Origin of the sequence: Hydrogenophaga pseudoflava (assembly GCF_031020795.1) — a bacterium.
In the GTDB taxonomy this organism is placed as follows: domain Bacteria; phylum Pseudomonadota; class Gammaproteobacteria; order Burkholderiales; family Burkholderiaceae_C; genus Hydrogenophaga; species Hydrogenophaga pseudoflava_A.
Map to the genome: position 1 here is coordinate 65,443 of NZ_JAVHJP010000004.1, position 26,955 is coordinate 92,397.

Annotated in this window: 39 protein-coding genes; 31 read left to right on the forward strand and 8 right to left on the reverse strand. The window is 64.4% G+C overall.

Translation table 11 applies throughout. The features are described from left to right. Nucleotides 1–22: 22 nt before the first annotated feature. From RCO38_RS13735 to RCO38_RS13765, 7 genes are all read right to left on the reverse strand, one after another. Nucleotides 23–1,048 (reverse strand): hypothetical protein, encoded by a 1,026-nt coding sequence (locus RCO38_RS13735; RefSeq protein ID WP_308328893.1) that lies wholly within the window; start codon nt 1,046–1,048, stop codon nt 23–25. 111 nt (nt 1,049–1,159) lie between these two features. After that, on the reverse strand, nt 1,160–1,417 hold the full coding sequence (locus RCO38_RS13740; protein ID WP_308328894.1) for a hypothetical protein: 258 nt from the start codon (nt 1,415–1,417) through the stop codon (nt 1,160–1,162). Beyond that, nucleotides 1,414–1,833 (reverse strand): hypothetical protein, encoded by a 420-nt coding sequence (locus RCO38_RS13745; protein WP_308328895.1) that lies wholly within the window; start codon nt 1,831–1,833, stop codon nt 1,414–1,416. The genes RCO38_RS13740 and RCO38_RS13745 overlap by 4 nt, the downstream gene beginning before the upstream one ends. A gap of 186 nt (nt 1,834–2,019) precedes the next feature. Continuing rightward, complete coding sequence (locus tag RCO38_RS13750) at nt 2,020–2,406, reverse strand: DUF2335 domain-containing protein (protein WP_308328896.1); 387 nt, start codon at nt 2,404–2,406, stop codon at nt 2,020–2,022. Between the two features lie 61 nt (nt 2,407–2,467). Further along, nucleotides 2,468–2,704 carry a hypothetical protein gene (locus RCO38_RS13755; RefSeq protein WP_308328897.1) on the reverse strand — a complete coding sequence of 79 codons (237 nt, stop codon included), beginning with the start codon at nt 2,702–2,704 and terminating at the stop codon, nt 2,468–2,470. A 223-nt stretch (nt 2,705–2,927) separates the two neighbouring features. Then, complete coding sequence (locus tag RCO38_RS13760; RefSeq protein WP_308328898.1) at nt 2,928–3,485, reverse strand: OB-fold protein; 558 nt, start codon at nt 3,483–3,485, stop codon at nt 2,928–2,930. Nucleotides 3,486–3,515: 30 nt separating this feature from the next. Next, nucleotides 3,516–4,202, reverse strand: a complete 687-nt coding sequence (locus RCO38_RS13765) for a LexA family protein (protein WP_308328900.1) — start codon at nt 4,200–4,202, stop codon at nt 3,516–3,518. A 78-nt stretch (nt 4,203–4,280) separates the two neighbouring features. Between RCO38_RS13765 and RCO38_RS13770 the strand changes: the two genes are divergently transcribed. After that, entirely contained in the window at nt 4,281–4,541 is a 261-nt protein-coding gene (locus RCO38_RS13770) for a transcriptional regulator (protein WP_308328901.1), read from the forward strand. A gap of 5 nt (nt 4,542–4,546) precedes the next feature. Here the strand turns inward: RCO38_RS13770 and RCO38_RS13775 are convergent, their stop codons facing one another. Beyond that, nucleotides 4,547–4,747: a hypothetical protein gene (locus RCO38_RS13775; RefSeq protein ID WP_308328902.1), complete on the reverse strand. Its 201-nt coding sequence runs from the start codon at nt 4,745–4,747 to the stop codon at nt 4,547–4,549. 180 nt (nt 4,748–4,927) lie between these two features. On the opposite strand from RCO38_RS13775, the gene RCO38_RS13780 reads away from it, so the two are divergent. The 30 genes from RCO38_RS13780 (at nt 4,928) to RCO38_RS13925 (ending at nt 26,954) form a co-directional block, all read left to right on the forward strand. Beyond that, entirely contained in the window at nt 4,928–5,299 is a 372-nt protein-coding gene (locus RCO38_RS13780; RefSeq protein WP_308328903.1) for a hypothetical protein, read from the forward strand. Further along, nucleotides 5,296–6,006, forward strand: coding sequence for an HNH endonuclease signature motif containing protein (locus tag RCO38_RS13785; RefSeq protein ID WP_308328904.1), 711 nt, complete (start codon nt 5,296–5,298; stop codon nt 6,004–6,006). The genes RCO38_RS13780 and RCO38_RS13785 overlap by 4 nt, the downstream gene beginning before the upstream one ends. 27 nt (nt 6,007–6,033) lie before the next feature. Further along, nucleotides 6,034–8,568: a DNA methyltransferase gene (locus RCO38_RS13790; protein ID WP_308328905.1), complete on the forward strand. Its 2,535-nt coding sequence runs from the start codon at nt 6,034–6,036 to the stop codon at nt 8,566–8,568. Continuing rightward, on the forward strand, nt 8,559–9,065 hold the full coding sequence (locus RCO38_RS13795) for an HNH endonuclease (protein WP_308328906.1): 507 nt from the start codon (nt 8,559–8,561) through the stop codon (nt 9,063–9,065). The genes RCO38_RS13790 and RCO38_RS13795 overlap by 10 nt, the downstream gene beginning before the upstream one ends. Beyond that, nucleotides 9,065–9,895: a hypothetical protein gene (locus RCO38_RS13800; RefSeq protein WP_308328907.1), complete on the forward strand. Its 831-nt coding sequence runs from the start codon at nt 9,065–9,067 to the stop codon at nt 9,893–9,895. The genes RCO38_RS13795 and RCO38_RS13800 overlap by 1 nt, the downstream gene beginning before the upstream one ends. After that, nucleotides 9,892–10,362, forward strand: coding sequence for a hypothetical protein (locus tag RCO38_RS13805; RefSeq protein WP_308328908.1), 471 nt, complete (start codon nt 9,892–9,894; stop codon nt 10,360–10,362). The genes RCO38_RS13800 and RCO38_RS13805 overlap by 4 nt, the downstream gene beginning before the upstream one ends. Before the next feature lie 324 nt (nt 10,363–10,686). After that, nucleotides 10,687–11,046 (forward strand): endonuclease, encoded by a 360-nt coding sequence (locus RCO38_RS13810; protein WP_308328909.1) that lies wholly within the window; start codon nt 10,687–10,689, stop codon nt 11,044–11,046. Beyond that, nucleotides 11,043–11,537 carry a recombination protein NinB gene (locus tag RCO38_RS13815; RefSeq protein WP_308328910.1) on the forward strand — a complete coding sequence of 165 codons (495 nt, stop codon included), beginning with the start codon at nt 11,043–11,045 and terminating at the stop codon, nt 11,535–11,537. Before RCO38_RS13810 ends, RCO38_RS13815 begins: the two co-directional genes overlap by 4 nt. Before the next feature lie 37 nt (nt 11,538–11,574). Then, a complete protein-coding gene (locus RCO38_RS13820; protein WP_308328911.1) occupies nt 11,575–12,156 on the forward strand; it encodes a hypothetical protein in 582 nt (193 codons plus the stop codon). 55 nt (nt 12,157–12,211) lie between these two features. Beyond that, nucleotides 12,212–12,421 carry a hypothetical protein gene (locus tag RCO38_RS13825; RefSeq protein ID WP_308328912.1) on the forward strand — a complete coding sequence of 70 codons (210 nt, stop codon included), beginning with the start codon at nt 12,212–12,214 and terminating at the stop codon, nt 12,419–12,421. Nucleotides 12,422–12,543: 122 nt separating this feature from the next. Continuing rightward, nucleotides 12,544–12,732 carry a hypothetical protein gene (locus RCO38_RS13830; RefSeq protein WP_308328913.1) on the forward strand — a complete coding sequence of 63 codons (189 nt, stop codon included), beginning with the start codon at nt 12,544–12,546 and terminating at the stop codon, nt 12,730–12,732. 9 nt (nt 12,733–12,741) lie between these two features. Then, nucleotides 12,742–13,299 carry a terminase small subunit gene (locus tag RCO38_RS13835; protein ID WP_308328914.1) on the forward strand — a complete coding sequence of 186 codons (558 nt, stop codon included), beginning with the start codon at nt 12,742–12,744 and terminating at the stop codon, nt 13,297–13,299. After that, nucleotides 13,250–14,785, forward strand: coding sequence for a phage terminase large subunit (gene terL, locus RCO38_RS13840; RefSeq protein WP_308328915.1), 1,536 nt, complete (start codon nt 13,250–13,252; stop codon nt 14,783–14,785). Before RCO38_RS13835 ends, terL begins: the two co-directional genes overlap by 50 nt. A gap of 5 nt (nt 14,786–14,790) precedes the next feature. Then, nucleotides 14,791–16,212, forward strand: coding sequence for a DUF1073 domain-containing protein (locus RCO38_RS13845; RefSeq protein WP_308328916.1), 1,422 nt, complete (start codon nt 14,791–14,793; stop codon nt 16,210–16,212). Next, on the forward strand, nt 16,209–17,039 hold the full coding sequence (locus tag RCO38_RS13850) for a phage head morphogenesis protein (RefSeq protein ID WP_308328917.1): 831 nt from the start codon (nt 16,209–16,211) through the stop codon (nt 17,037–17,039). The genes RCO38_RS13845 and RCO38_RS13850 overlap by 4 nt, the downstream gene beginning before the upstream one ends. Continuing rightward, nucleotides 17,036–18,205 (forward strand): DUF2213 domain-containing protein, encoded by a 1,170-nt coding sequence (locus tag RCO38_RS13855; RefSeq protein ID WP_308328918.1) that lies wholly within the window; start codon nt 17,036–17,038, stop codon nt 18,203–18,205. Before RCO38_RS13850 ends, RCO38_RS13855 begins: the two co-directional genes overlap by 4 nt. Nucleotides 18,206–18,209: 4 nt before the next feature. Further along, entirely contained in the window at nt 18,210–18,704 is a 495-nt protein-coding gene (locus RCO38_RS13860; protein WP_308328919.1) for a structural cement protein Gp24, read from the forward strand. A 2-nt stretch (nt 18,705–18,706) separates the two neighbouring features. Beyond that, the gene (locus RCO38_RS13865) at nt 18,707–19,741 is read left to right on the forward strand and encodes a DUF2184 domain-containing protein (RefSeq protein ID WP_308328920.1); all 1,035 of its coding nucleotides are present in this window, start codon (nt 18,707–18,709) and stop codon (nt 19,739–19,741) included. Nucleotides 19,742–19,743: 2 nt separating this feature from the next. Then, on the forward strand, nt 19,744–20,013 hold the full coding sequence (locus RCO38_RS13870; RefSeq protein ID WP_308328921.1) for a hypothetical protein: 270 nt from the start codon (nt 19,744–19,746) through the stop codon (nt 20,011–20,013). Between the two features lie 3 nt (nt 20,014–20,016). Further along, nucleotides 20,017–20,376, forward strand: a complete 360-nt coding sequence (locus RCO38_RS13875) for a DUF4054 domain-containing protein (protein WP_308328922.1) — start codon at nt 20,017–20,019, stop codon at nt 20,374–20,376. 1 nt (nt 20,377) lies between these two features. Next, complete coding sequence (locus tag RCO38_RS13880) at nt 20,378–20,836, forward strand: hypothetical protein (RefSeq protein WP_308328923.1); 459 nt, start codon at nt 20,378–20,380, stop codon at nt 20,834–20,836. Then, entirely contained in the window at nt 20,833–21,186 is a 354-nt protein-coding gene (locus tag RCO38_RS13885; RefSeq protein ID WP_308328924.1) for a hypothetical protein, read from the forward strand. Before RCO38_RS13880 ends, RCO38_RS13885 begins: the two co-directional genes overlap by 4 nt. Further along, nucleotides 21,186–21,716, forward strand: a complete 531-nt coding sequence (locus RCO38_RS13890; RefSeq protein WP_308328925.1) for a phage neck terminator protein — start codon at nt 21,186–21,188, stop codon at nt 21,714–21,716. Before RCO38_RS13885 ends, RCO38_RS13890 begins: the two co-directional genes overlap by 1 nt. After that, nucleotides 21,713–23,188 carry a DUF3383 domain-containing protein gene (locus RCO38_RS13895; RefSeq protein WP_308328926.1) on the forward strand — a complete coding sequence of 492 codons (1,476 nt, stop codon included), beginning with the start codon at nt 21,713–21,715 and terminating at the stop codon, nt 23,186–23,188. The genes RCO38_RS13890 and RCO38_RS13895 overlap by 4 nt, the downstream gene beginning before the upstream one ends. Nucleotides 23,189–23,203: 15 nt before the next feature. Next, on the forward strand, nt 23,204–23,644 hold the full coding sequence (locus RCO38_RS13900) for a phage structural protein (protein ID WP_308328927.1): 441 nt from the start codon (nt 23,204–23,206) through the stop codon (nt 23,642–23,644). Continuing rightward, a complete protein-coding gene (locus tag RCO38_RS13905) occupies nt 23,641–24,045 on the forward strand; it encodes a phage tail assembly chaperone (RefSeq protein WP_308328928.1) in 405 nt (134 codons plus the stop codon). Before RCO38_RS13900 ends, RCO38_RS13905 begins: the two co-directional genes overlap by 4 nt. Before the next feature lie 47 nt (nt 24,046–24,092). Continuing rightward, nucleotides 24,093–24,230 carry a DUF6889 family protein gene (locus tag RCO38_RS13910; RefSeq protein ID WP_308328929.1) on the forward strand — a complete coding sequence of 46 codons (138 nt, stop codon included), beginning with the start codon at nt 24,093–24,095 and terminating at the stop codon, nt 24,228–24,230. Continuing rightward, nucleotides 24,227–26,047 carry a hypothetical protein gene (locus tag RCO38_RS13915; RefSeq protein WP_308328930.1) on the forward strand — a complete coding sequence of 607 codons (1,821 nt, stop codon included), beginning with the start codon at nt 24,227–24,229 and terminating at the stop codon, nt 26,045–26,047. Before RCO38_RS13910 ends, RCO38_RS13915 begins: the two co-directional genes overlap by 4 nt. Then, complete coding sequence (locus RCO38_RS13920) at nt 26,047–26,643, forward strand: phage baseplate protein (RefSeq protein ID WP_308328931.1); 597 nt, start codon at nt 26,047–26,049, stop codon at nt 26,641–26,643. The genes RCO38_RS13915 and RCO38_RS13920 overlap by 1 nt, the downstream gene beginning before the upstream one ends. Beyond that, nucleotides 26,640–26,954 carry a phage baseplate plug family protein gene (locus tag RCO38_RS13925; RefSeq protein WP_308328932.1) on the forward strand — a complete coding sequence of 105 codons (315 nt, stop codon included), beginning with the start codon at nt 26,640–26,642 and terminating at the stop codon, nt 26,952–26,954. Before RCO38_RS13920 ends, RCO38_RS13925 begins: the two co-directional genes overlap by 4 nt. The last annotated feature ends 1 nt before the right edge of the window (nt 26,955 follow it).

The window sequence follows — 26,955 nt, forward strand, 5'->3', positions numbered from 1 at the left end:
CGTGTGCTCCAGTGGGTAGGGTTCAGTCGTTCCAAGGCAGATCGCCGTCGTCGGCGCCAGCGGTGGCAGGCTGCGGCGCGGGCGCATCGCCCTTGGGCTGTACGTCGGTCACGTCGGCGGCCGGCGCCTTCTTGAAGGCCTTGATCTGTGCTTCCTGCTCGGGCGTCAGTGCGCCCTTGCTGCGGGCCAGCGTCAGGATCTCGTCGGCGGTCTTGGAGCCCGCGGCGACAGCCTTCGCCCAGCGCTCGGCCTGGGGTGCAAAGTCGGCGTCAGTCCATGTCGGTGGCGTCGGCCTGCTGGGCGGCTGGCTTGTGGCCTCGTCGGAGAAGGCCTGCTCTGCAGTGGTGTCGCCGTCCTTGATCGCGGTGACGATCCCGCGGAGCACGACCAGGTGCTCCAAGGTGATGTCCTGTTCGCCAGCGACGCCCAGCTTTGCGAAGACACGGCCAGGCTGCACGCCGTAGCGCTGGAAAACGGCGAGGGCTTCCGCGCGGCGGTTCGCCAGCGTCTTGATGTCGCCCATGACCGTGCGGCGGGCGGACTCGTACATCTCGGACCAGAACGCCTTCGGGACACCCTTGAGGATGGCGTTTCTCAAGGCGATGGAGCACGCTGCATTCGCGGTCACGCCGATCATGTCGGGCTTGAATCGGCGGCCGTTCTTGTCAACGATCCGGCGCTGCACCTCGTAGGTGATGGCGACGTTGCGCTGCAGGTCGTGGAACACGCCCTGGGCTGTCACAAACTCGCCCTGGTCCGACACCACGCGAGCGCCGGCCCGGCTGTTGCCCCAGGCACTTGCGATGACCTCGGCGAAGCGGGCGCTGGGGCCCTCGATGGTCTTGCCGTCACGGGGCAGGGCGTAGATGCATTCCCCTGCGATCTGTTCGTTCAGGGTCACCATCTGCAGCACTTCGTTTCGGAAGTTGACGATGCTGCGCGGGTACTTGTGCGCCGTGGCGATCTGCATGTCGATCTCGCCGCGGGCGAGCATGGCGACAGTCCCGCTGTCAGCGGTCACGATCTCTGTTTCTCGTTCGTTGCTCATAGGTCGCTTTCGGTTTTCAGAAGCCGCGCGAGGCGGTCTTGATGGCTTTGCGGATGGCGGGGATCAGCGGCGTGCCGCTGCGCATGTAGAAGCGGGTGAGGCGGTAGACGATCACTTGAGGAAGCTCCAGATCAGGCCGCCCAGGTCGGGCGTGATGACCAGGGCCGTAAGGCCACCGGCAACGAACCAGACGACGACTTCAAGCACGGTCACGCCGTTCTGAAACTCGGTCTTGGTGGTGGTCTCGCGGTCGGTGCGGCAACCGCCGACGCTCACGCCATCGCGCGGGCCAAGGTCGGTGGTGTCCACGCGGTTCAGGAGGTTGCGGGCCACAGCCTGGGCACGCAGCTGCTTGACATCGGCGCTCACAGTTGCACCTCCACCCACTTGGCCGCGAGCTGGTCGCGCAGGGCCCCGGCCTGCATGGCGAGGTCCGTGTCACTGGAAGCGCAGGCGTTCAGCAGCAGCTGGATCAGCTGGGTCGAGGTTTCCGGGTAGCCGTCGACCGACTCCATCAGCACCTCGGCCAGGGTCTGCGCGCGGCGGGGCAGGGCGGTCGCAGTCTTGGGGTCCACCGGCTGGCGGCGCACGGCATCCCAGTCGGTCACGGTGGCGAAGCTGCACAGGCCGTTCGCGTCGCCCTTGGCGATCACGGCGCCCAGCTCCATAGCCAGGCCAATGCGGGCGGCCGAGGCTTCTGCTGCTTCAACGTCCGGCGCGTACTGGTCGGACGTCTTGTCCATCCAGGCGGGGCCAGCTTCCCGGCGTTCGATCAGTGCTTCCATCTGCGTCTCTCCTGTGGTTGGCCGCTTCGTTTGCGGCATGGAGAGACTGTAAGGCTCGGCCTTATTTATGTCAACAGGCAAAGCCTTATTTCAATGTGAGGCGCAGCCTTTCCGACGAACGGTCATTTCGTGGGCGCAAAAAAGCCCGCACGCGGCGGGCTTGTATGGAGTGCCGGTGTCCGGCTGCTACTTGTCGTTCTTGGAAGGAGTGAAGTTCCGAACGGCCTTGATGATGCCAACGACTGGCAGGCTCACGAACGCAATCGTGACTGTGGGATGGGCGTTGTAGAGCACGCTGACGATAGCTCCCGCCACACAACCGAGGGCGATTGCTCCGCCCAGCAACTGCCCTGCCATGTCGCTTCGGAAGACGCTCTTGGCATTCTTCTGCTGCGCTGCGATGACCTCGTTTCGATGCCTGTGATCAGCCTCCATGGCCTCCCTCTCCATGGATAGGCGATGGTTCTGCTCTCGCTCGGCCATCGTAATGATGCGCTCTGCGGTCCCTGGCAGAAGGTCGTCGTAACGCGCCAGATCTTCTGGAGCGGGTAAAGGCCCAGAGTGGGCCTTCATGGCTGTCGAGATAACGCGGGGGAGGGGTGCTGCGTTCTGAGCTGGCCGCAAGCGAGGCGGTTTAGCCATTTGCTGGTGCGTGCGCCTTGTAAGCTTCTCGGATCAAATGCCCAACGCGCAGCCAATCACCTTTGATGCCTGACGTCTTGGCCGCTGGGTTGGACACGGGCATGTACTGGGGTTCGAGTTCCTCAGGCAGGTCGTAGCTCGAATAGATCAAGACGGGCGCGCCGAGGCCGCGAGACAAACCGCGAGAAAAGGCGCGACGGGGTGTGCCTTTCAGGTCGAAGATTTGCATTGTTCGCTCGATCACGTGAGGGATTTGGAAGGTATAGCAGTCGCTATACCTTGGGCGAATTGTGACTCAGTAAATGGCTGGAAGTTCGCCGGTTATCGGATATCCGTCGCCTTTTACGGTTTTCGTCACACTGTTAAAAAACTCAGGATTGCGTACACCACCCCAACCACGGCCCAGAACACCCAGATCCAAGGCAGGTAACGGCGCCAGAAGCGGTGCATGGTCAGTTGCGCATGTCAGGCGGTAGGAAGTGGCAGTCCTGAAGCATGGGGGTTTTCACCACGTCCCCGCCGCCTTCGCACAGCACCGTGATCGTCATCCCCTTCTTGGCGGTCGAGATCGCCTGCAGATAGTCCTTGCTGAAGTGCAGCTGCGGGCCCAGGAACATGTTCACACCGGCCAGGACGATGTAGGGATTGCCGGTCACACCCGTGTTGATGTCCGTGATCTTTCCAGTCACCTTGAAGGACTTGCCCTTGTACTTCTGATCCGCCGCAACAGTGTTTGCCTCATAGTCGGCAGCGATCTCACGAGCGGAGTACTTCGGGAGCGTGGCGACAGACTGCTTGAACGACTCACGCTCAGCTGCGGCCTTGGCTTCGGCTTCCTTCTGCTTGGCCGCCTCGGCTGCTTGTTTGTCGGCGGCCCGCTGCGCTGCTTCGGCCGATCTCTTGGCCTCGATTTCGGCCTTTTCCTCGGGCGATCTGGTCGCCTCAACCACCTTTCCGAGCGCAGCCATGCCAACCAGGCCGATCAGCGTCCACTTTACCCACGGCTTCATCCTCATTCCCTCCCTGTTGAAAGCCTAATGCTACGGCAGCGACCCGATGGAGGCATCGACCACCACGCCACACCACACGTCCCCAGGCTGCAGAGCCAGGTACTTCAGTTCCCGCGGCCAGTCTGGGTTGATGGCTTCGAGGAAGGGCTTTCCCTCGATCAGCACATACCGCTTAAAGGTCGCCTCCTTCGTGGACTCCCGCCGCACGATCACGAATTGACCCGGCATGGGCTCCAGGTCCGGGTTGACGTGCAGGATCATCCCGTCCGGGAATGAGTAGCGGCCGCCCGGGTTCTCCATGGACTTCCCGTACACGCGCAGCATGTAGCCGCAGCGGCCGAGGTTCTTCGTGGACGCAATCCAATCCTCGGCGTCTCCCGTGTGGAAGTTGTCGCAGAGCTCGGCCCAATTGCCGGCGATCACGTCAGAGATCAGCGGGTATGGGCCGTTCTGGTTGGGGCCTTCCGACACGTTCTCGTGGACCCCGCCCATGTTGGCCATGTCCTTTTGAGAAATGCCCCAGTGGTCAGGGCCGACCACGTCAGCGAAGAAGGACCACAGCTCCGGCAGCTTCGCCTTGTCGATGGTCCCCCGCTTGATCCAGTCCTGAACTGACGGGGGCTTCACGCCAAAGTGCGCCGCGACGGAGCGCTGGCTGACGCCCTTGCGTTTGATGGCCTCGGCAATGGCCTGACCCAGTTTTTCACCAGTAAGCATTGCCTAATGCTGCCTTTCGTCGGGTGCGTTAGGCAATTCCTGTTGACGGACGTAAGGCGCGGCCTTATCATGCGCGCCATGACACAGAAGAGCCTTATCCAATCGGCATGCGACAAGGTGGGCGGGCAAGCATCCCTTGCGCGCCTTCTCGGTGTCGCCCCTCCAACCGTTCAGCAGTGGCGGACTGGCGAACGTCCCGTCCCGATTGAGCGCTGCGTGGCCATCGAGCGAGCAACAGGCGGAGCAGTCACTCGCCAGGAGCTGCGACCAGATGACTACTGGCTGATCTGGCCCGATCTGCCAGAGCCAAAGCGCCACAAGACCCTCAAAGCCGCCTGACCGGCTCAGTCGAGCTTTTCCGGCCCACGGAAGCGAACGGTCATCCCCATGCGCACGTCCAGCCTCTCTCCGGTCATCTCCAGGTTGTCCATGTGCACCTGGGCCTTGTGGCCGGTGAGTTCCGAGATCACGACCGAGAAGAACCGCTCCAGGTCCTGTTTCGTCCGGGGCTTGAGCGGGTGTGTCGCTGGCAGGTCCGCATACATCGGCGTCTCCGAGGTGGATGGTGGAGCTGCCCACTGTACCGGCTTGCGCCAGCAGCGTGGACAGCAGTTCAAGGGCGAGGTCGTGGATGTGTCGCATGACTCCACTGTGTTTTTTTTGGCCGCCGCTGAGATGGCAACAGACGGCAAGAGCCGTTGCGGTCACTTTCCAAGGAGTGCTTGATGAGCCAGCTGACGCTGAACTTTGAGCCGGCGCTGCCGGAGCGTTTCCAGACCTTGCGCGCGTTCGTGGCGCACCGCGCATCCGCCATGGTCACCAAGCCCATGAAGACGCAGGCGGCCGACATGGACATGGCGCCCAGCACGCTGAGCCGCAAACTCAACCCGGCCGAAGGCGACACGCAGCGCTTCAACCTGGACGACCTCGAATCCTGGCTGGTGAGCACTGGTGATGCCCCGGCTGTGATCGAGTACCTGGCCGCCAAGTACATGGACAGCGATGCAGCCCGGAATCAGCGTGTGGTTGCTAAGTTGGAAGCAATGCTGCCCGACCTGCTGCAGACCATCGCTCAGATCAAGGGGCAAGCAGCATGAGCGCCTCCATGAAGACCTGTTCGCACCCTGGTTGCGAGCGGAAACACCACTCTGGCGGCTACTGCCAGATGCACCTGTCCCGCGCGCGCCGTGGTGCCAACATGGACGCACCGCATCGCGCAGAGATCTCGCTCGCTGACCGTCTGTGGAGCAAGGTTCACAAACACCCAGGGGATGGATGCTGGGAATGGACAGCGGCGCATGACGGCCGTCGCGGGTACGGTCACATCAATGTCGGCGGCGTGATTCTCAAGGCGTACCGGGTCGCCTATGAGCTGGAGAACGGCCCGATCCCGGCTGGGGTTGAGATTTGCCACAAGTGCGACAACCCAAAGTGCGTGCGCCCGGGCCACCTGTTTGTCGGGACGCACCTCGAAAACATGCGAGACGGTGCTGAAAAAGGCCGCATGAACCCGGGCGAAAAGAACGGCATGGCGAAGCTCAAAGACAGCGACGTGATCGTTATTGCCCGGCGCCTTGCATCCGGTTCCGCGCAGATGGACTCACTGGCCGCTGCGTACGGGGTTTCCCGCACCTGCATCCATGACATCGCGACTGGCCGCCGCTGGTCGCGCATCACGGCTCCGATCTTCGGCGGGCACCAGATCGCCAAAAAGCACCTCGGCCACGGCCTCTACGAGTACCTGCTGGTGCGCCCGGAACCCCAGAAAAACGAAAGCCCGCTGGTGGAACAGCGGGCCTCCTAACCACGGTCAACACGAAAGGAACCGACCATGACTGCTGAAATTCTAGGCGAATACGAAGCCTTCTTGCGCAAAAAGATCAAGCTGGCCAGCTTCGACGGGTTCGACGTCCCCCTGGAGCAGATCAACCCGGCGCTGAAGCCCCACACGCGCGACATCGTGAAGTGGGCGGCCAAGGGCGGCAACCGGGCGATCTTCGCCAGCTTCGGCCTGCACAAGACGGCCACGCAGCTCGAGCTGATGCGCCAGATCGGAATTCGCCACCCGGACGCCTTCCGGCTGCAGGTCGCGCCGCTGGGCGTGCGCCAGGAGTTCACGCGCGAGGTGGAAGAGCGCTTCCGTGGCGACTGCTCCATGTCGCTGCGCTTCATCCGCTCGGACGCCGAGATCGATGACCCGGCTACCGTCTACATGACGAACTACGAGAGCGTGCGCGAGGGCAAGGTCACCCCGGGCCGCTTCCGGGCGACCAGCCTTGACGAGGCGAGCGTGCTGCGCAGCTACGGAAGCAAGACCTATCAGGAGTTCCTGCCGGCCTTCGCTGGCGTCGAGTTCAAGTTCGTGGCCACGGCCACCCCGAGCCCGAACCGGTTCAAAGAGCTGATCCACTACGCCGGCTACCTGGGCGTCATGGACACCGGCCAGGCCCTGACGCGCTTCTTCCAGCGCGACAGCGAGAAGGCTGGCAACTTGACGCTGTACCCGCACAAGGAACAGGAGTTCTGGCTGTGGGTGGCCAGCTGGGCGGTGTTCATCCAGCGCCCGAGCGACCTCGGCCACTCGGATGATGGCTACGTGCTTCCGGCCCTGGACGTCCGGTACCACGAGGTGCCCAGCGACTACGAAGCCGCCGGCAACGAGAAGAACGGGCAGGGGCTGCTGATTCCCGACGTCGCCCTGGGCCTGAGTGCTGCTGCGACCGAGAAGCGCAACAGCATGCCTGCGCGCGTCGAGAAGGTGCGCGAGCTGGTAGCCGAGGCGCCGGACGATCACTTCATTGTCTGGCACGACCTCGAGGACGAGCGGCACGCCATCCAGCAGGCGATCCCCGAGGCCCTGAGTGTGTGGGGCACGCAGGATCTGGACGAGCGCGAGCAGCGCATCGTGGACTTCAGCGACGGCAAGCACCGGATCCTGTCCACGAAGCCGATCATCGCCGGCAGCGGCTGCAACTTCCAGCGCCACTGCCACCGCGAGGTGTTCGCCGGCATCGGGTTCAAGTTCAACGACTTCATTCAGGCGATCCACCGGGTGCAGCGCTTCGGTCAGACCGAGGACGTGCGCATCGACATCGTGCACACCGAGGCCGAGCGCGAGGTGCTGGCCACCCTGAAGCAGAAGTGGGACCAGCACAACGAGATGCAGGCCAAGATGGCCGAGATCATCCGCACCTATGGCCTGTCGCAGCTGGCCATGCAGGACACGCTGGCGCGCACCATCGGCTGCACGCGCACCGCGGTCAAGGGCGAGCGCTTCGACGTGGCGCACAACGACTGCGTTGCCGAGGCCGCCGGCCGCCCCGAGAACTCGGTGGACCTGATCGTCACGTCCATCCCGTTCGCGAACCACTACGAGTACAGCCCCAGCTACAACGATTTCGGCCACACCGAGGACAACGCGCACTTCTGGGCCCAGATGGACTTCCTGACGCCCCAACTGCTGCGCATCCTCAAGCCCGGCCGGATCTACGCCTGCCACGTCAAGGACCGGATCAACTTCGGCAACGTGACCGGCGCCGGCATCCCGACCGTGAGCCCGTTTCACGCGGAAGCCCTGTTCCACGGCATCAAGCACGGGTTCGACTACATGGGCATGGTGACCGTGATCACCGACGTGGTGCGCGAGAACAACCAGACGTACCGCCTGGGCTACACGGAAATGTGCAAGGACGGCTCCAAGATGGGCGTGGGCTCGCCCGAGTACATCCTGCTGTTCCACAAGCCCCAGACCGATCGATCCCGCGGCTACGCCGACACGCCGATCCGCAAGGACAAGGCCGAGTACAGCCTGGCGCGCTGGCAGGTCGATGCGCACGCCTTCTGGCGCTCCAGCGGCAACCGCCTGCTGACCGCCGACGAGATGGCGGCCATGGGCCCGGCGAAGCTGGCCAAGTTCTTCACCGACGACAGCCTGCGCAACGTCTACGACTACGACAAGCACGTGAGCATCGGCGAGCAGCTGCTGGCCCGCAACGCGCTGCCGTCCACTTTCATGAGCCTGGCGCCCGGGTCGCACCACCCGGAGGTCTGGCACGACATCAACCGCATGCGCACGCTCAACGGCGAGCAGGCCAACCGCGCGGTCGAGAAGCACGTCTGCCCGCTGCAGTTCGACATCGTGGACCGCCTGATCGAGCGCTACAGCATGGCCGGCGAGGTGGTCTATGACCCGTTCCACGGCCTGGGCACGGTGGGCGTGCGCGCGATCAAGAAGGGTCGCCTGGCCGCCGGCTCCGAGCTCAACGCCGCGTACTTCAAGGACCAGGTGCACTACCTGCAGGCGGCCGAGCGCGAGTTCTCCATGCCGACGTTGTTTCAGTTCGAGGAGGTCGAAGAATGCCAGTGACAACACGCGCCGGACGCGTCTATGCGACGGGGACCCTGGCGGAGCGCATCGCCGCACATATCGCCGTTCAAGAGAACGGGTGCTGGAATTGGACCGGCTGTTTGAACAGCAATGGGTACGGACAAATTCGCGTCAGCGGCCGTTCTGTGCTGGCGCACCGAGCCTCTTTTGAGACAGCCGTCCGCAAGCTGAGTCGGGACGAGCAGGTTCTTCACCGCTGCGACAACCCCCTGTGCTGCAACCCTGACCACCTGTTCACTGGAGACCCCGCCGCGAACTCTGATGACAAGGTGTCGAAGCGTCGTCAGGCGAAAGGCTTCAGGCTTCCACACACGAAGTTGACGCCAGAGCAGGTCATTGAGATCCGTGAGTCAAACGAAACGCAAAGCGTCATTGCGCAGCGGTACGGCATCGCCCAATCGAATGTCAGTCGTATCCGAAGCGGATTGCGGCGCACCGACCTGGACGAGCCGGAATATATGAGGGAGGCCGCCTGATGGCGCGAATTCGCACGATCAAGCCAGAGTTTCCACAGTCGGAAAGCATGGGCAATGTGTCGCGAGATGCGCGGCTCTGCTTCGTGATGCTCTGGACGATTGCCGACGACTCGGGGAGGCTTCGCGGGAATTCGCGAATGCTCGCGAGCCTTCTTTTCCCCTACGACGACGACGCGCCCGGACTGATCGGTGGCTGGCTGGAAGAGTTGGAGCGCGAGGGCTGCATCGCCCGCTACATGGTGGACGGCGCTGCATACGTGGAAATCGCCAAGTGGTTGTCACATCAGAAGATTGACAAGCCGACGCCGTCCAAATTGCCATCTATCGATGAAGGCTCGCGAATCCTCGCGAATCCTCGCGAATCCTCCCCGTTGGATATGGACCAAGGACCAAAGGATCAAGGAAGGGAATTGGACCTTGGACCAGTTGCGCCTTCGGCGCTTGTCGGATCGCCTGCCGGCGATGCCGACGCGAAGCCGGCCCAGGTGGTCGATCTGAAATCCCATCGCATCCCGTGCCCAGCAGTCGAGCTGGTCGAGGTGTTTCACGCTGAGTGCCCGACGCTGCCCCGCGTCATGTCGCTGAACGACACCCGACGCAAGCACCTGACGGCCCGCTGGCGCGAGGTCGATGCCGATTCCAAGTTCAAGGACCAGGCGGACGGCGTCGAGCTCTTCCGGGCCTTCTTCCAGCGCGTGAACGCTTCCGACTTCCTGTCCGGCCGCAACGGCAAGTGGCAGTCGTGCAACTTCGACTGGCTGTTCCTGCCGACCAACTTCCTCAAGGTCTGGGAAGGCAACTACGACAACGACCGGAGGGCCGCCAAATGAGCGAGGGATTCCGCCGCACGGCGTACAAGCGCCGCGACGAGCCGCAGGAAGCGGCGGCCGACAAGGACCCGACGCGCTGCGGCGCCTACGGCTGCAAGTGCAGGGCCACGATCAACAACGCGGGCACCGGCTGGCTGTGCTTTGCCCACGCCTTCGCGCCGGCAGACCGGTGGCAGCACATCACCCAGGGCCTGCACGGGCATGACTGGCTGCTGATGCTAGTGCAGGACGTGCGGAAGATGGACGCGGCGAACCAGGACTGGCGCGGGTTCGCGGCCAAGTTCTGGGAAGAGGCCGACACCTTCTGCCAGCCCCAGGCCTTCGAGAACGCACAGCCCTACGCCGACCGCATGCTGCTGGAGCTGCTGCACCGCATCGGTGAGCGCAAGCAGCGGCCGGAGCCGCGCGGGCCGGCACCTGTGAAGCCTTCCGGGCGCTTCGCCCAGCGTCAACCGGTGGAGGCATGACATGCGAATGCTGTACCGCTGCGAAGGAATCGCCGGATCACCGGATGTACGACCCGGCATGCCTGTGGTGTGGGGCGAGGTTGATCCGCAACCTGCGCCGGCACCCGATCACGCCGGATCAACTCACTGCACGCCGGCAGACTGTGCTGTCCGACTGGATGCGGTATGGCCACGCCGAGGCGGATCTCCGCGCGTGGGCGAAGCGGGACGACTGCTTCGATCCTGGCCCGGAATGTGGGCCGGAGTCCGAGCCCCGGAAGCCGACGAAACGCCGTTGAGCGAGTCCGAAGTGCTGTACCTGATGCCGTCTTGGGGAGTTCGCGCGTGACCGAAATCACCCTTCCGTGGCCGCCGGCCGAGCTGAACCCGAACCGGAAAACGCACTGGCGCCGTGCCGCTCCGATCAAGGCCAAGTACCGGGACGCCTGCTACATCCTGACGAAGCAGTCGCGCGCCGCCATCGACTGGGATGGGGATGTGCACGTCTGGATCGACTTCTACCCGCCAGACCGCCGCGCGCGCGACGACGACAACCTGATCGCGGCCTTCAAGAGTGGACGGGATGGCATCGCCGAGGCCCTGGGCGTCAACGACAAGCGCTTCCGCATCCACCCCTACGTCAAGGGCGAGATCGGCGGCATGGTTAAGGTGCGGTTCACCCGCGGTCCGGAGGTCCAAGCATGACCGCTGCCACCTTCCACCTGTCCGCAAACCCGGTCGAGGCTCACAAGGGCGTCGTCGGCCAGGTCTGGCAGCAGATCAAGGCCCTGGCCGTGGCCGGGCACGCAACCGTGGTCGAAGTTCGCACCGCCGAGGATGTCAAGACAGACAAGCAGCGCCGGTACCTGCACGGGTACGTGCTGCTGACCATCGCCCGGGAGGCGCGCGTGAACGGCCAGCAGTTCGACATGAAGACCTGGAAGGAGTGGTATCGCGCCACCTTCCTGGGCTGGAAGGTCGTCACCTTCAAGGACCCGTTCAGCGGCAAGAAGGTGCGCCGCCGCCAGCGCGTGAGCACCGAAGACCTGGGGGTCAAGGGCTACAGCGAATACATCGAGCGCGTGACCGCCCACGCCGCCAGCGAGCTGGGCGTGGAGTTCCGGGAGGAATGGATAGACCCCGACACCGGGGAGGTCCTGACCCTCACGGCCATGAAGTCGAGGAAGCCCGCATGAACCACCACACCACCACCACAGACCAACAGGAGCAACCGTGACCCAAGCCGTTTTCAAGAGCACCAGCCAGGCGCTGCACTTCTCCTACCTGATCGAGTTCGAGCCGGCCGCCGGCAAGAGCATCATGCAGGCGATGTACGAAGAGCACCTGAAGGCGACCGGGAAGTGGGTGACGATCCCCGCCGAGGAACGAACGATCGATTTCGGCGGCCTCTCCCCGCTGGAGATCCGCGGGCAGTGCGCCATGGTCCGGGCGTCGGCCGAGCACCGGCTGGTGTACCCGGAGGCGAACGCGGTGCGGGCCCACTACGGCATGCAGACCACCAAGGCGGCCGGCATCCGTGGGCTGGTGGAGTACGTGGCGCCCATGCTGACGATCCAGAACGACATGACGAAGCTGGCCATGGCCTGGGGCCACCTGGGCACGATCAAGCAGCGCAAGGGCCTGACGCAGATCCAGATCGCCGAGTATTACGGCGTGCCGGTGGCGACCGTGCAGCGCGACCAGAAGCGGATCGCAGAGGTGGGGCGCCAGCTTCTCAAGCGCGCCATCGACGGGCTGGACGTGCACTTCAAGCGGACCGAACTGGTTTTGGACGAAGCCTTACAAAACGATTGACGGCCTGATTTTTTTTGGTTATAAATCCGGCACGCTACCAAAACTGGGTTCATAAATGGCACTGCAGTCTTGTCTGTCCATCTATTCTCCGTTCGCGAAGAAGCTGGAGATGGCCCGACAGATCAAAGCCAGTCGGCCCAGAAAAGAAATGACCGAGGAAGCGAAGCTGCGGCAACGTGCCAAGCAAAAGGCGTGGCACGAGAAGCGCCGGTCCGAAAACCTCGCTCAACGCGCACTGATCGAGAGCAAGCTCCAAGCCGCCTGATCTCCCAAACACCACCGAAGCCCGCCACTGTGCGGGCTTTTTCGTTTCTGGCATGTCCATCCGCCAGACCCGGCGCCGCGTGCGCAGTGCGGATGGCTTGCCGACCTCATTCGAGGCGCCCAATGGACAAGATCACCATCACGCGCGACCAGCTTCTGGCGATCTTCGTCCAGTGGGAAATCGACTCCAGAAACGGGCAGTGCGTGCCGCGCGAGGAAATCGAAGCGCTCACCGTCGAAGAGGCGGGCGCCCGGGTGACCGAGGTGTTTCTGGAGCGACTGAACGACACCATTGCCCAAGAGGCAATCTGAAAGAACACCATGGCGCTGAACGCAAAACAGCGCCGCTTCGTGGAAGAGTACCTGACGGACCTGAACGCCACGCAAGCGGCTATCCGGGCCGGGTACAGCCAGAAGACCGCCAGAGCGATAGGCGCGCGGCTGTTGACAAATGTTGACATCCAGCAGGCTATCCAGGTCGCGATGCAGGACCGCTCAGAGCAGACGGGGATCACCGCTGCGAGGGTGCTGTCCGAGATCGGCCGCCTGGCCTTCGCGGACATCCGCAAGATCTTTACGGAAGACGGCCAGCTTCGCCCGGTGCACGAGTTGCCGGAAGAGGTGGCCGCCTCGATCTCCAGCGTGGAGGTCGTGACCAGCAGGGTGCCCGGCGGTGAGCCGACCGAGGTGGAATACACCTCCAAGATCAAGTTTTGGGACAAGCGAGGTTCGCTCGAGCTGCTGGGCAAGCATCTGAAGCTCTTCACCGACAAGACCGAAGTGACCGGGCCCGGGGGTGGACCCATCGAGCACAGGACAACGGTTGTCGATGAAAAAGCAGTCAAAGCCGCCGTCTCCAAGCTCGCGGGGGAGTACTGAGGTCACACCGGAGGTCGAGCGCGCCGCGGCGAAGGCGATGTGCGAGCAGTCGCACCTGTTCTTCACGCGGTACTTCTTCAAGCACCGCCAGGGCATCAAGTTCCGGGTCAACTGGCACCACCACCTGATCTGCGACACGGTCCAGCGGGTGATGGACGGCGAGCTGAAGAACGTCGTCATCAACGTCCCGCCCGGGTCCTCCAAGACCGAGATCGTCGCCATCAACCTGATGGCCCGGGGCCTGGCGATCAACCCGCGGGCCCGGTTCCTGCACATCAGCTACTCGGATGACCTGGCGCTGCTGAACAGCCAGATCGCCCGCGACATCGTCGTCTCGGACGAGTTCCAAGAGCTTTGGCCCCTGAAGGTGGCCGACGACGCGAAGTCGAAGAAGCGCTGGAACGTCGAGCACGAGGGGAAGAAGGCCGGCGGCGTGTACGCGGTCAGCCTGGGCGGCCAGATCACCGGCTTTCGTGCTGGTCACATGGCCGAGGGCTGGCAGGGCGCGATCATCATCGACGACCCGCTGAAGGTGGAAGACGCCTACAGCAAGACGAAGCGCGCCGCGGCCAACCGCAAGCTGGTGTCCACGGTCAAGAGCCGGAAGGCCAGCCCGGACACGCCGATCATCGTGATCATGCAGCGGCTGGCCGAGGAAGACCCGACCGGCTTCATCAAGGCCGGCAACGTGCCGGGTGACTGGGAGTTCATCACCATCCCGGCGCTGGTGGACGACACCTACCAGGTGGACGACCGGTACCGCGCGGAGATGGACGACAGCGAGCGTGATGCCGCTGGCCGCTTCTCCTACTGGCCGTACAAGGAGCCGCTGAAAGACCTGCTGGAGCTTGAGCAGAAGGATTCCTTCGTGTTCGGCGGCCAGTACCAGCAACGCCCGAAGCTGCTGGGCGGCAACATCATCAAGGGCGAGCACTTCCGACGCTATTCGGTTGTGCCGCCGCTGCGCTACCGCGTCATGTACGCGGACACGGCCCAGAAGACGGCCGAGCGCAACGACTATTCCGTGTTCCAGTGTTGGGGCATGGGCGAGGACGGGCGCATCTACCTGCTGGACCAGATCCGCGGGAAGTGGGAGGCGCCCGAGCTCAAGCGTCGCGCGAAGGCCTTCTGGTCCAAGCACAAAGCCTGGGAAGAAACCGACCCGCACGCCCCGACGCTGCGCCGGCTGAAGGTGGAGGACAAGGCGTCCGGTACTGGCCTGATCCAGGACCTGCGAACGGAAGCATCCATTCCGGTGGACGGCATCCAGCGCGGAACCGACAAGCTGACCCGCGTCATGGACGTGGTGAGCTACATCGAATCCGGCTACGTGTGCATCCCAGAGGGCGCTCCGTGGGTGTCCGACTTCGTGGACGAGTGCGAGAGCTTCACCGCCGACGACACGCACGCGCATGACGACCAGGTGGACCCGCTCTGCGACGCGATTTCCGAGATGCTGGGCAAGCGCAAGAGCCTTTACGACTGATCGACATGAAGCGAAACGTGAAAACAGCCTCGGCCGCCCTCGCGCGCACCACGCGCCCGGTGGTTGCCGATGGCCTGGAAAACGTGGTCGCAGGCCTTGGTACCGAGCGCGACAAGCGCAGCTTCACGCAATACGGCTTCGCCCGCCACCTCTCCCGCATCGAGCTGGAGAACATGTACCGGACTTCCTGGCTCGCCAAGAAGATCGTGAACGTAGTGGCCGACGACATGACGCGCGCGTGGCGCCGGCATGTGTTCGATGACGAGTCTGGCGAGATGATGTTCGCCGTCGAGCAGGTCGAGAAGGCGCTGTTCGTGCGGGCGAAGGTCAACGAGGCGCTGCGCTGGGCCCGCCTGTACGGTGGCGCCCTGATCGTGATCGGCGTCAACGGCGAATCGCCGGCCACCCCACTGAATTTGGACACCATCCGCCTGGGGTCGCTGCGCTGGCTCCATGTTCTGGACCGGCACCGTGTGTCTGCCAGTGGTGTGCTGACCACCGACCTAGAGAGCCCGAACTTCGGCAAGCCGGAGGCCTACACCGTGGCCGAGTCCTCGGTGGTGGTGCATCACACCCGGGTTCTGCGCTTCGATGGCCAGCCGCTTCCCTACTTCGCGTGGGAGAAGAACGAGCGCTGGGGCGACAGCGAGTTGCAGCACCTTTTCGATTCGCTGTCCAACGCCGACACATCCACCGCTGCAGTGGCCTCGATGCTGTTCGAGGCGAACGTGGATGTGGTCAAGGCCGAGGGCCTGGCCGATCTGGTGAGCACGCGCGGTGGCGAGGAAAAGCTGATCAAGCGCTTCCAGACCGCGGCGATGCTCAAGAGCTTCAACCGCATGCTGCTGCTGGACGGTCAGGAGAGCTACGAGAAGAAGGGCAACAACTTCTCGGGCCTGGACAAGGTCATGCAGCAGTTCATGCAGGACGTGAGCGGCGCGGCCGACATCCCGGTGACGCGCCTGTATGGCCAGGTGCCTGGCGGCCTGAACGCCTCGGGCGATTCGGAGATCCGGAACTACTACGACAGCATCAAGGCCAAGCAGGAGGCGATCCTGTGCCCGCAGCTGGACCTGCTGGACGAGATCCTGATCCGCTCGGCGCTGGGCCGCATGCCCGACGACTACCGGTACGAGCTGGGATCGCTCTGGCAGATGTCGGACAAAGAGAAGTCCGAGATCGAGAAGAACCGGGCCGAGCGCGACGCCAAGTACCTGGAGATGGGTGTGATCACCGAGGGCGTGATCGCCGCCGACCTCAAGGAAGCCGGCACGTACAAGAACCTGACCGACGAAGAAGTCGAGCTGGCCTATGAGCTGGCCGAGAAGGTGGACGACGAGGACCCTCCAGACCCGGAGAACCCGGACGACAAGGATCCTGGGAAGAAGCCTGAACCAGACGACGAAGACCCGGCAGAGCAGAAATGATCGAACTCGCTCAACTGATCAGGCACGCGCCTGGTCTGCGAAAGCGAGTGCGCAAGCTGCGGCCGGTCAAGCCGTCGAAGGCCACGGAAGCGTGGTACCGGGTCGAGCTTCTGCAGCTGGTGGACCAGTTGGACCGCATTGCACGCGCCGAACTGCTGCCGCTGCTGCAGACGCCGGCCGTCGACCGGGTGGCGCGGGCCGAAATCAGCACCTCTTTTCAGGTGCCCAGGTTGCTCGAGCGCATCGCCCAGCTGGCCCGATCGTTCGGTGGTCTGCAGGCGCAGGCCGACCGCATGGCCGCCCAGGTGGCGAGCCGCGCGCTGGGGGATGTGGACAAGCGTCTGTCGGACGGCATCCGGCGATCCACGAAGGTGGATGTGACCGGCCTGCTGGCGCGCAGTGAGCGGATCAACGCAACCGTGCAGGCCGCGGCCAAGGCCAACGTCGACCTGATCACCAGCATCCCGGTGCAGCACTTCCAGCGCCTGGCTGTGAAGGTGGAGAAGGGCTTCGCCCAAGGCATGCGCTCGGCGCAGCTGGCCAAGCTGGTGCAGGAGCAGACGGGCGTAACCAAGAGCCGCGCCAAGCTGATCGCCCGGGACCAGATCGGGAAGATGAACTCGGACTTTTCGCGGGTTCGCCAGCAGGACCTCGGCATCACCCACTACATCTGGCGCACAGCTCAGGATGAGCGCGTGCGCGACGAACACGCGGATCTGGACGGCCGGACCTTCGCATGGTCTGACCCTCCGAGCGAAGGGCACCCCGGCATGCCGATCCAGTGCCGGTGCATCGCCGAACCGGTGTTCAACCTGGACCCATCATGAAGACGATCACAGCCGCCGACCGCATCGAGGTCACGGACGGGGAAGACTCGCCCGAGGGCTTCCTGATCAAGACCGGGAACATCGCCCGGACCGGCGTGCAGGAGTACCTGGCCAGCGAGCTGGGCCTGGACGGTCTGGACCCCATGAAGGTGGTGCGCCTGTATCGGCCCGCTGACGAGGTCTTCCGGCCCGAGAGCATGGCCAGCTTCGACGGCAAGCCCGTCACGGTGGACCACCCGCCCGTGCTGGTCACGCGCGACAACTGGAAGACCTACGCAGTCGGCGACGTGTGCAACGTGCGCCGGTCCGGCGACTTCATGGCCGCCAAGATCGTCCTCAAGGACAGCGCGGCGATCAACGCCCTCAAGGCCGGAAAGCACGAGCTTTCCAACGGCTACACGTTCACTCTGGACATGACGCCAGGCGTTGCCCCGGACGGGCAAGGCTACGACGGCGTCCAACGAAACATCCGCGGCAACCACCTTGCACTGGTGGAAGCCGCGCGGTGTGGCTCGGCCTGCCGAGTCCTTGACCACAACCCCTCCATTCAAGGAAACAACCCGATGACTACCCGCAAAGTCGTAGTCGATGGCATCCCTGTCGAAGTGTCCGACACGGCGGCGGGAGCCATCGAGAAGCTGCTGAAAGACCGTGACGACGCCCTGAAACTGGCTGTCGACGCGGACACGAAACACAAGGCCGACCAGTCGGCCGCCGCTGCTGCCCACGCTGCCGCACTCGCCGCCAAGGATGCGGAGATCGCCGCCCTGAAAAAGGACGTGATCACCCCCGAAGCGCGCGACGCCCTGGTCGCCGACTGGGCCAAGCTGATCGCCGACGCCAAGCGCCTGGTGCCCACCCTGGCCACCGACGGCAAGACCTGCGCGCAGATCCGCCGCGAGGTGATCGGCGAGCTGGTCAAGACCAACGACACCGCCAAGGCCGTGGCCGGCGCGGTGCTGGCTGGCAAGGAACTGGCCACCGCTGACGCGGACGCGCTGCGCGCTGCGTTCAACGCTGTCTCCGCTGCCATCCCGGCCGGCGCCTCCGAGCAGCAATCCGGCAATGACAGCGCCCTGGGCGCCGCGCTGCTGGGCAAGACCGAACCCACCCAGGCCATGGACGCCCATGCCCTGTTCGTCGCCAACATGACCCAAGGAGCCTGAAGCCATGGAAGACATCCTGAACAACCCCGGCGGGCGCACCCTCTCGCGCGGCTACGCCGGCAACTGGGCCGACACCAGCACCCACATCGCTGTCACGCGCAAGAACGAGAACGCTGCCGTCATCGACTACGGCATTGCCGTCGCCCGCGGCGCGGCCAACGACACCTGCAAGGTGATCACCGCCGACGCCGACAAGGTGGCCGGCATCTCGGTGCGCCACGTCACGGCCCCGTACAACCCGACCACGGGTGAGGTGGCCTACCGCCAGTACGACACGGTGCCTCTGGCCCGCTTCGGTCGCATTCTGGTGACCGCGCTGGAGAACGCCACCGAGGGCGACCAGGTGCTGTTCATCACCGCCCAGGGCGGCAAGCTGGGCTCCACCACTGGCGGCGCTGCTGGCGCTGGCCGCGTGGCGGTGCCCGGCGCACGCTGGGCTGAAACCGTGGTCGCTGGCGCCGTTGGCGTCATCGAAATCAACATGCTGGGAGCAAACTGATCATGAAGTTCGACAAAACCGCAATCGACGCCGCCGTCAAGTCGTACGTCGCCTCGCGCACCGCCGCGCTGCAGCCGTACATCGGCGACGTGGCCCGCGCCATGGGCCAGGCTCCAGGCGGCTTCACCGCCAACGACGCCCAGCAGGGCATGGCCTTCTTCGTCAGCCAGCTGGCCTACACCGAAGCCGGTGTGTTCACCCGCCAGTACGAGCCGATGCAGTACCAGTCCCTGGTGCCCATCAGCACCGAGGCCGGCGAGTGGGCCGACTCGATCCGCTACGAGACCAGCGACATCGCTGCCATGGGCAAGCGTGTCAACGGCCGCGGCGACGACATCCCGTACGTGGACGTGCAACAGGCTGAAAAGTCGTTCAGCGTGGCGCCGGCCGGTATCGGCTACCACTACACCCAGCAGGAGATCATCCAGTCGGCCTACTTCCGCCGCCCGCTGTCCAGCGCGCGCATGGTGGCCGCCATGGAAGGCTTCCAGCGCCACATGAACAAGGTGGCCCTGTTCGGTGAGGGTGAGTTCAACGGTCTGTTCGCCCACGCCAGCGTGCCCAAGGGCAACCGCCCCAGCGGCGCGGCCTGGGCTGGCGCGACGCCGGACACCATCCTGTCCGACCTGAACGCCGGCATGCTGACGGTGTTCAACAGCTCCAGCAAGAACGACGTGCCCAACGTCATCGTGCTGCCGTCGGACCAGTACACCAAGATCGCCACCACGCCCCGCAGCGCGAACAGCGACACCACCATCCTGGAGTACTTCCTCGCGAACAACCTGCGCAAGGCCATGCGCGGCGACAACGTCCAGGTGGTCCCGGGCTACGGTCTGGAGACTGCCGGCACTGGCGGCATCACCCGCGCGGTGTTCTACGTCAAGTCGCCCGAGCGTCTGGTGATGCACATCCCGCAGATGCTGCGCTTCCTGGCGCCCCAGGCCGAGAACCTGGCGATCAAGGTGCCCGGCACCTACCGCTATGCCGGTCTGGAAGTCCGCTACCTGAAGTCGGCCTACTACATGGAGGGCATCTGATCATGGGCGCGATCCGCAACACCTCCAAGGGTGACATCCAGGTCACCACCGAAGCCGGGAAGTTCGTCTTCCCGGCGGGCAAGGCCAAGGGCGACCTCGCAGCCGAGCGCATCGCCGAGATCGAGAAGGCCGGCGCCGTCTATTTCTCCGTGGGCGAGCTGGTGACCGAGGGCGACGAGGAAGCCGAAGCCGCCGCCAAGGCCAAGGCCGAGGCAGAAGCGAAGGCCAAGGCGGAAGCCGAAGCCGCCGCCAAGGCCGCGAAAAAGAAGTAAGCCATGACCCCCGAGCAGTTCAAAGCCCGATACCCGCAGTTCTCAACCGAGGGGGTCGCTCGCGTCCAGATGTTCCTGGACGAGGCGGCCACCGAGATGGACGAGGCGCGGTGGGGTGAGCACTTCGCTCGGGGGCATGGCCTGCTGACGGCCCACAACCTGACGCTGGCGAACTCCCAGGCAGCGACCGCCAACGGCGCGGTCGCTGATCTGACCACCCAGAAGAAGGTCGGCGACGTGAGCGTGAGCCGATCCGAAGCGATGCTCCAGGCGCAGGCGGATGACCCGCTGATGCGCACGACCTACGGTCAAGAATTCAAGCGCCTGCGCCGGCTTGTCGGCGTGGGAGCATGGGCGGTCTGAAATGGCCGCCCGCATCATCAAGGACTTCGACGGGAAGTTCCTCAAGCGCCTGCAGCGCGCCCTGTCGGGCAAGTCCAAGAAGGTGGTGCACGTCGGGTTCCCGGAAGGCGGACCCGAGAAGGAAAACGGGATCTCTGTCGCTGGCGTGGCTGCTGTCCACGAGTTCGGCGGCGGCAACGTCCCGGAGCGCCCGTTCGTGCGCACCGGCATCCGCCGCGGCATCCCCGAGCAGATGGCGCTGAACAAGGCCAATCTGAAGGCGGTGGTGCACGGCACCCTGACAGTGCCCCAGGCGCTTGGTCAGCTGGGCCTGATGGCCGCCGGCCACGTGCAGCAAGAGATCACCGAGGGCACCTTCGAGCCGCTGCAGGAAGCGACGATCAACCGCAAGGGATCGTCCAAGCCCCTGATCGACACCGGCCAGATGCGCCAGTCCGTTACCTACGAGATACCCGAATGATCGACCTGTCCGAACTGATGTCCGATCCGGACTTCACGCAGGCGTTCATCCTGCGCCGCCGAACCGGCGGATTCGCCAACGAGGGCGAGTTCACCCAGGCCGCGCCGATCGATATCCCAATGGTGGGGGCAATCCAGCCGGCAAGCCCGGCCGACGTCGTTCGATTCCAGGCCGAAGGCGAGCGCCGGCAGGCCATCATCCGCGTGTGGTCATCCACCCAGATGAACACCAGCGACGGGCAGGGCCAGCAGCCTGACGAAATCGTCTGGCGCGGCAGCGTGTACCGCGTGATCGAGTGCGTGCCGTGGGTTGACAACGGCTTCTGGAAAGTCTTCGCCGAGGCGCAATGATGGACATGCAGATCCTGGGCCGGCAGCTTCGAGAGCTGATCCGGACGGCGTTGGGCATGCCCGCGAACTCTGTCCGGCCGGCGAACCAGCACGGGCCCGCAGACGACGGCAACCCGTTCGCGACCGTGCTGCTGACCCCCCTCACGCCGACCGGTGTCGAGGACGAGCGGTATGTGAACGAGGTCACCGGCAACAACGTGACCGAAACCATCGTCGGGCAGCGCTCGGTGCTGGCAAGCGTCCAGTTCTTCCGCGGCGACGCCATGACGAAGGCCGGGCGCCTGTGGCAGGTCCTGAGCTTGTCGGCCAACCTGGAGAAGCTGCAGAACCTGGGCATCGGGCTTTCGCGGGCGAGCAACCCGCGTGACCTGTCTGCCGTCGAGAACACGCGCTGGGAGAGCAGGGCGCAGATCGACGTCGAGTTCCACCTGATCGCCAAGGAATCCACCAGCACCGCCACCTTCGGCACCTTCCCGGTCCAGATCGCGACCGAAACCCTGACATCCACCAACGAGGTACACGAGCCATGAGCATCCCCGTTTCCAAAATCGTGAAGGTCAACATCTTCACGAGCCCGACCTTCCCGAAGCGCAAGGGGTTCGGCCTGCTGAACATCATCGGACGCAGCCCCCGCCTTCCGCTGGCCGAGCGCATCCGCTTCTACTCCGACATGGATGGCGTGGCCCAGGACTTCGCCGCCACCGACGAGGAATACCTGGCCGCCCAGGTCTTCTTCAGCCAGTCGCCCGCGCCGCGCGAACTGGCGATCAGCCGCCGCTTCGAGACGGCCGTGGGTGGCCAGCTCATGGGCTCGGTGTCGATCGATCAGGCCATCGCTGGCTTCAACGCCGTGAGCAATGGCGGCTTCGACATCGTCATCGACGGCGTCAACCGCCAGGTGACCACGCTGGACTTCTCCGCGGCCGCGAACCTGAATGCGGTGGCCGCCGCAGTCCAGGCCCGCCTGGCCCTGCTGCTGCCGGGCACCACGTGCGTGTGGTCTGGCAAGCGCTTCATCATCACCAGCGGCACCACGGGCGCCACCTCGACGGTGACCTATGCGACCGCGCCGACCGGCTCCGGCGACCCTGTGGATGTGTCCGGACTGTTGGGCCTGCGTGCTGTCGACCAGGGCATCTACTCTGCCGGATCCGCAGCCGAAACCACCATGGGCGCCACGCTGGACGCCCTGCAGGCGTTCGACCCGAGCTGGTATGGCTTCGTGATGACCAAGGAAGCCACGGAAGACCAGCTCAAGCAGTGTGCAGCCTGGGCCGAGTCGCGCGTGAAGATCTTCGGCTACAGCACGCGCGCCAGCAACGTGCAGGACGCCTCGGTCACCGCCGACATCGCCAGCTTCTGCAAGACGAACCTGTACCGCCGCACCATCGGCGTGTGGGACGACAACGACGATTACCCGGTGGTGTCGGCGCTCTCGCGCGGCTTCGTGGTCAACTTCGATGAGTACAACTCGACGCTGACCCTCAAGTTCAAGCAGCTGCCCGGCATCTCCCCGGTGACGATCAGCGAGAGCCAGCGCCTGGCTCTGACCGGCAAGAACATCAACTACTACTCCAAGTACGGCGACAGCGCCATGCTGGCTGAGGGTGTGATGGCATCGGGCACCTTCTTCGATGAGGTGCACGGTCTGGACTGGCTGCAGAACGCGGTCGAAACCGAGGTGTTCGGCTACCTCTACACCCGCACCACCAAGGTGCAACAGACCGACAAGGGCGTGGCCGCGCTGGTGCAACAGGTCGACGTGGCCATGCGCCAGGGCGTGAACAACGGTCTTCTGGCCCCGGGCTACTGGAACGGCATGGACCTGGGCGAAGTGAAGTCCGGCGACTTCCTGCCCAAGGGCTTCTACACCTACGCCCAGCCGGTGCGCCTGCAGAGCCAGAGCGACCGCCAGGCCCGCAAGGCGCCGCCCATCCAGGTGATCGCCAAGGGCGCGGGCGCCATCCACTCGGTCGACGTGTCGATCACCTTCGAGCGTTAATCAGGAGCACACCACATGCGCGCGTACAGCTTCAAAAACACGGTCCTGCTGGTCAACGGCGTGGCCATCACCGGCTTCTCCGAGGGCGACGACGTCATCAAGATCAGCCGCCGCAGTGACAGCGCCACCGACAAGGTGGGCGCCGACGGCAAGATGATGATGAGCCTGTCCTCGGACCGGTCGGGCGAGATCACCTTCAAGCTGCAGCAGACCAGCAGCTCCAACCGCTTCCTGTCCCAGCAGGCCGCCCTGCAGGACGGCGGCACGGACACCTTCCAGGCCGTGGCCGTGAAGTTCCAGGACACCTACCGCAACGACGTGGCCGACGGCTCCGTGGGCTACATCAAGAAGCACGCCGAGCTCACGCGCGGCGCTGCTGCCGGTGACCAGGAATGGACCATCGTCGTGGAAGACCTGGACATGCTGCTGGGTGATCAGTCGGATGTGACCGCATGAACAACCAGAAGATCATCAACGGCCGGCAGTACAGCTTCAGCACCCTGAGCGCCACCGATGCGGTGGGCGTCGAGGTAGCAGTGGCCAGGGTGATCGGTGAGCCGCTGTTCAAGGCGTTCACCGCGGCCAAGGACGGCGACCAGGATGCCCAGGCGGCCGGTGCTGCTGCCATCGGTCTGCTGGCCTCCAAGATGGACGCCAAAGACCTGCTGGCTACCATGCAGACGGTCTTCAAGGCCGTGAGCGTGGACGGTCGGCCCATCAACGGCGACATCGACACCCACTTCACCGGGCGCAACCGCGAGCTGTGGCAGGCGTTCATCGCCGCCCTGCAGTTCAACTTCGCCGATTTTTTTCCCGAAGGCCTCTTGGGTTCCGCCCGCGAAAAGCTGGGGATGTAGAGCCCATCGAGGACGCGAACATCAGTTGGTACCTGTGGCGCCCGGTCATGCGTGACCCGCCACTGTGCCGGCTGCGCGAACTCCAGGACGGCACCTACAGCATCAACGACCTGGCCGACTTCCATGAGGCCATGGATGTCGAAGAAGAGTACCGGCGCCGGTACGAAGAGAAAGCACCGAAATGATCATCGACAGCCTTCTGGTCGCGCTCGGCTTCGACGTCGACAAAGAAGGCATCGCCGAGTTCGAGAAGCGCGTGGAGGAAGCGCGCGAGACTGTTACCACGCTGGTGACCGCGGTCGGCGCCATGGCTGCTGCTGTCGGTGCGTTCGTGTACTCGGTGGCCGACAACATCGACGAGCTGGGCGACTTCGCTGAGCTCAATCAGGTCACGGTCGCCGGACTGGAAGAGCTGGGGTATGCCGCCGAGATGAACGGCGCGAGCCTTGACGCGGTCAAGTCCTCGGTACAGGGCCTGAACAGCGTCATGGGTCAGGTGATCAACGGCGTGGGCCGCGGCGCCAAGGTGTTCGAGCAGTTCGGCTTCAAGGTGAAGAACGCCGACGGCACGGTCAAGACCTTCGACCAGATGCTGGGAGAGGTTGCCGACCGAATGACTGGCATGGACCGCAAGGCGGCGATGGCCATGGCGGAAAAGCTGGGCATCGACGCCAGCCTGGTGCCCATGCTGCAGAAGGGGCGCAAGGAGATCGAGAAGCTGCGCGCCGAGGCCCAGGCCTTTGGTGTCACCAGTGAGGACAACGCCCAGGCCGCCAGCAACTTCATGGACGCCCTAGCTGGCATCCTGTTCTTGGCCCGTGCGCTGGCCAATGCGCTGGCCTTCGAGATCATGCCGCGCGTTACTGCGGTAATCGATCGGTTCAAGGCCTGGTACATGGCGAACCGGGACATCATCAAGCAGCGGCTGGAGGTGGCCCTCGGACTGATCACGAGCGCTCTCGGCATCCTGTGGGGCGCCTTCTATGCGGTGACCTCCATGGTGTTCAGCGCTGTCAACGCCCTGTCCAATTTCCGGGCGGTGGTGTGGGCGTCTGTCGCTGCGATCTCTGCACTGGTGGCGATCCAGATCGGAAAGTACTTCCACGCCCTGAACATCCTTCTGACCGGCGCCATCGCGAAGATGATGGCCTTCAACTTCGCCGCGCTGCTGATCCCCATGGCCATCGGCGCGGTGATCCTGGCGCTGGGCCTGCTGATCGAAGACTTCATGGTCTTCCGCCGCGGTGGCGAGTCGGTCATCGGCGATCTGGTGAAGAAGTTCCCGGAGCTGGCCGGCGTGATCGAGGAAATCGGCGCGACGGTCGATTCGGTGGTGTCCTGGTTCAAGGCCCAATGGGCGACGCTCGCGGGGCCGCTGACAGAAGCCGGTGGGCACTTCCGCAAGCTGGCCGCCATCCTGATGACCGCGCTGTGGCCGGTGGTCAAGTTCATCTTCGGCAAGTGGGCGGACCTGATGTCCTTCCTGCTGCCGATCATCGTGTCGGTGGTTTCGTGGGTGCTGGAGCTGGCGGTCCTGATGGCCGGCGGCGTGGTCGAGGCGTTCAACTTCGCCGCGGCCGCCATCGAGTTCGTGGCAGAGAAGATCAGCGCGTTCATCGACGGTGTGAAGGATGCCATCGACTGGGTGGCCAGGCTGCTGGGGCTGAGTGGCAGCGCAGGTCTGGAGGTGAAGACCTCAGGATCGACCGGATCGGCTCCTGTGGACATCGCCCCACCGCCAACGCTGGAAATGATCTCGCAGTCGCCAGCAATGACCGGGCAGCAGCAGGCGCCCGCGGGCTTCGGTCCGCGCGCTCCGGCTGGCACCCTGGGGGCAGTGAACACCAGCACGGTGCAGAACACCACCACCAACCTGACCACCAACGTGGCGAAGATCGAGATCGTGAGCACGGATCCGGCCAAGGCCGGCGAGTCCGTGAGGCGCGAGCTTGAGCGGACCAACAAGACGGGCATCCGAAACGGACAGGCGGGGTACCTCTGATGCCGCGAGTGACAGTGTTCAGGGCCATCGGCGAGATGGAGTTCGACGCCACGTTCATGGAGGATCACACCTCCGATCTGGAGGTGACCGACAACCCCATCGAAACCGGCGCCCTGGTCAGCGACCATGCCTTCATGAGGCCGTTGCGGGTGGAGATCACGGCCGGCGTGTCGGACATCCTCACTCCCAGCGGGAACCCGGCATACGGCGGTGGATCCGGCCGGGCTCAGACGGCATACCAGCTGCTGACCGAGCTGCAGAAGTCGGCCGAGCCGTTCATCGTTCAGACGGGCCTCAAGGTCTACGAGAACATGGTGTGCGAGTCCATCCGGACCGCGCAGGACGCCACCAGCGCCCACATCCTGTACTTCGTGGCCAGCCTGCGCGAGGTGCTGATCGTCGAGACGGAATCGACCACCTACCCGCCGCGCGCGGCAGGCGCCACCACGCAGCAGGCCAGCAAGCAGGTCAACCGTGGGGAGACGCAGGGCAAACAGGTCGGCTCCAGTGAGGGGCAGAACCCGAACAACGGCACCCAGTCTGGTCAGGGCGCAGACGCGAGCATCGCCAAAAGGATCTTTGGGGCTGTCAAATGATCGTCTCACTGCCATTGACCAGCGACCCCGCGCAATCTTTCACCGTCCAGCTGGGCCGGTCGAAGTACCTCTTCGACGTGAAGTTCAACAGCCGATCCGGCGTGTGGACGTTCGATCTGTTCGATGCGGCCACCAAGGTCGCGATGCTCGCCAGCATCCCCATCGCGCTGGGTGTGGACATGCTGTGGCCCTACAACCTCGGGATCGGCCGACTGATCGCTGGTGACTCCAGCAACCGGGGCCGCGATGCCGGATCTGACGACCTGGGGCAGCGGTTGAAGGTGTTCTGGTTCTCCCCAGAGGAAGGGTGAT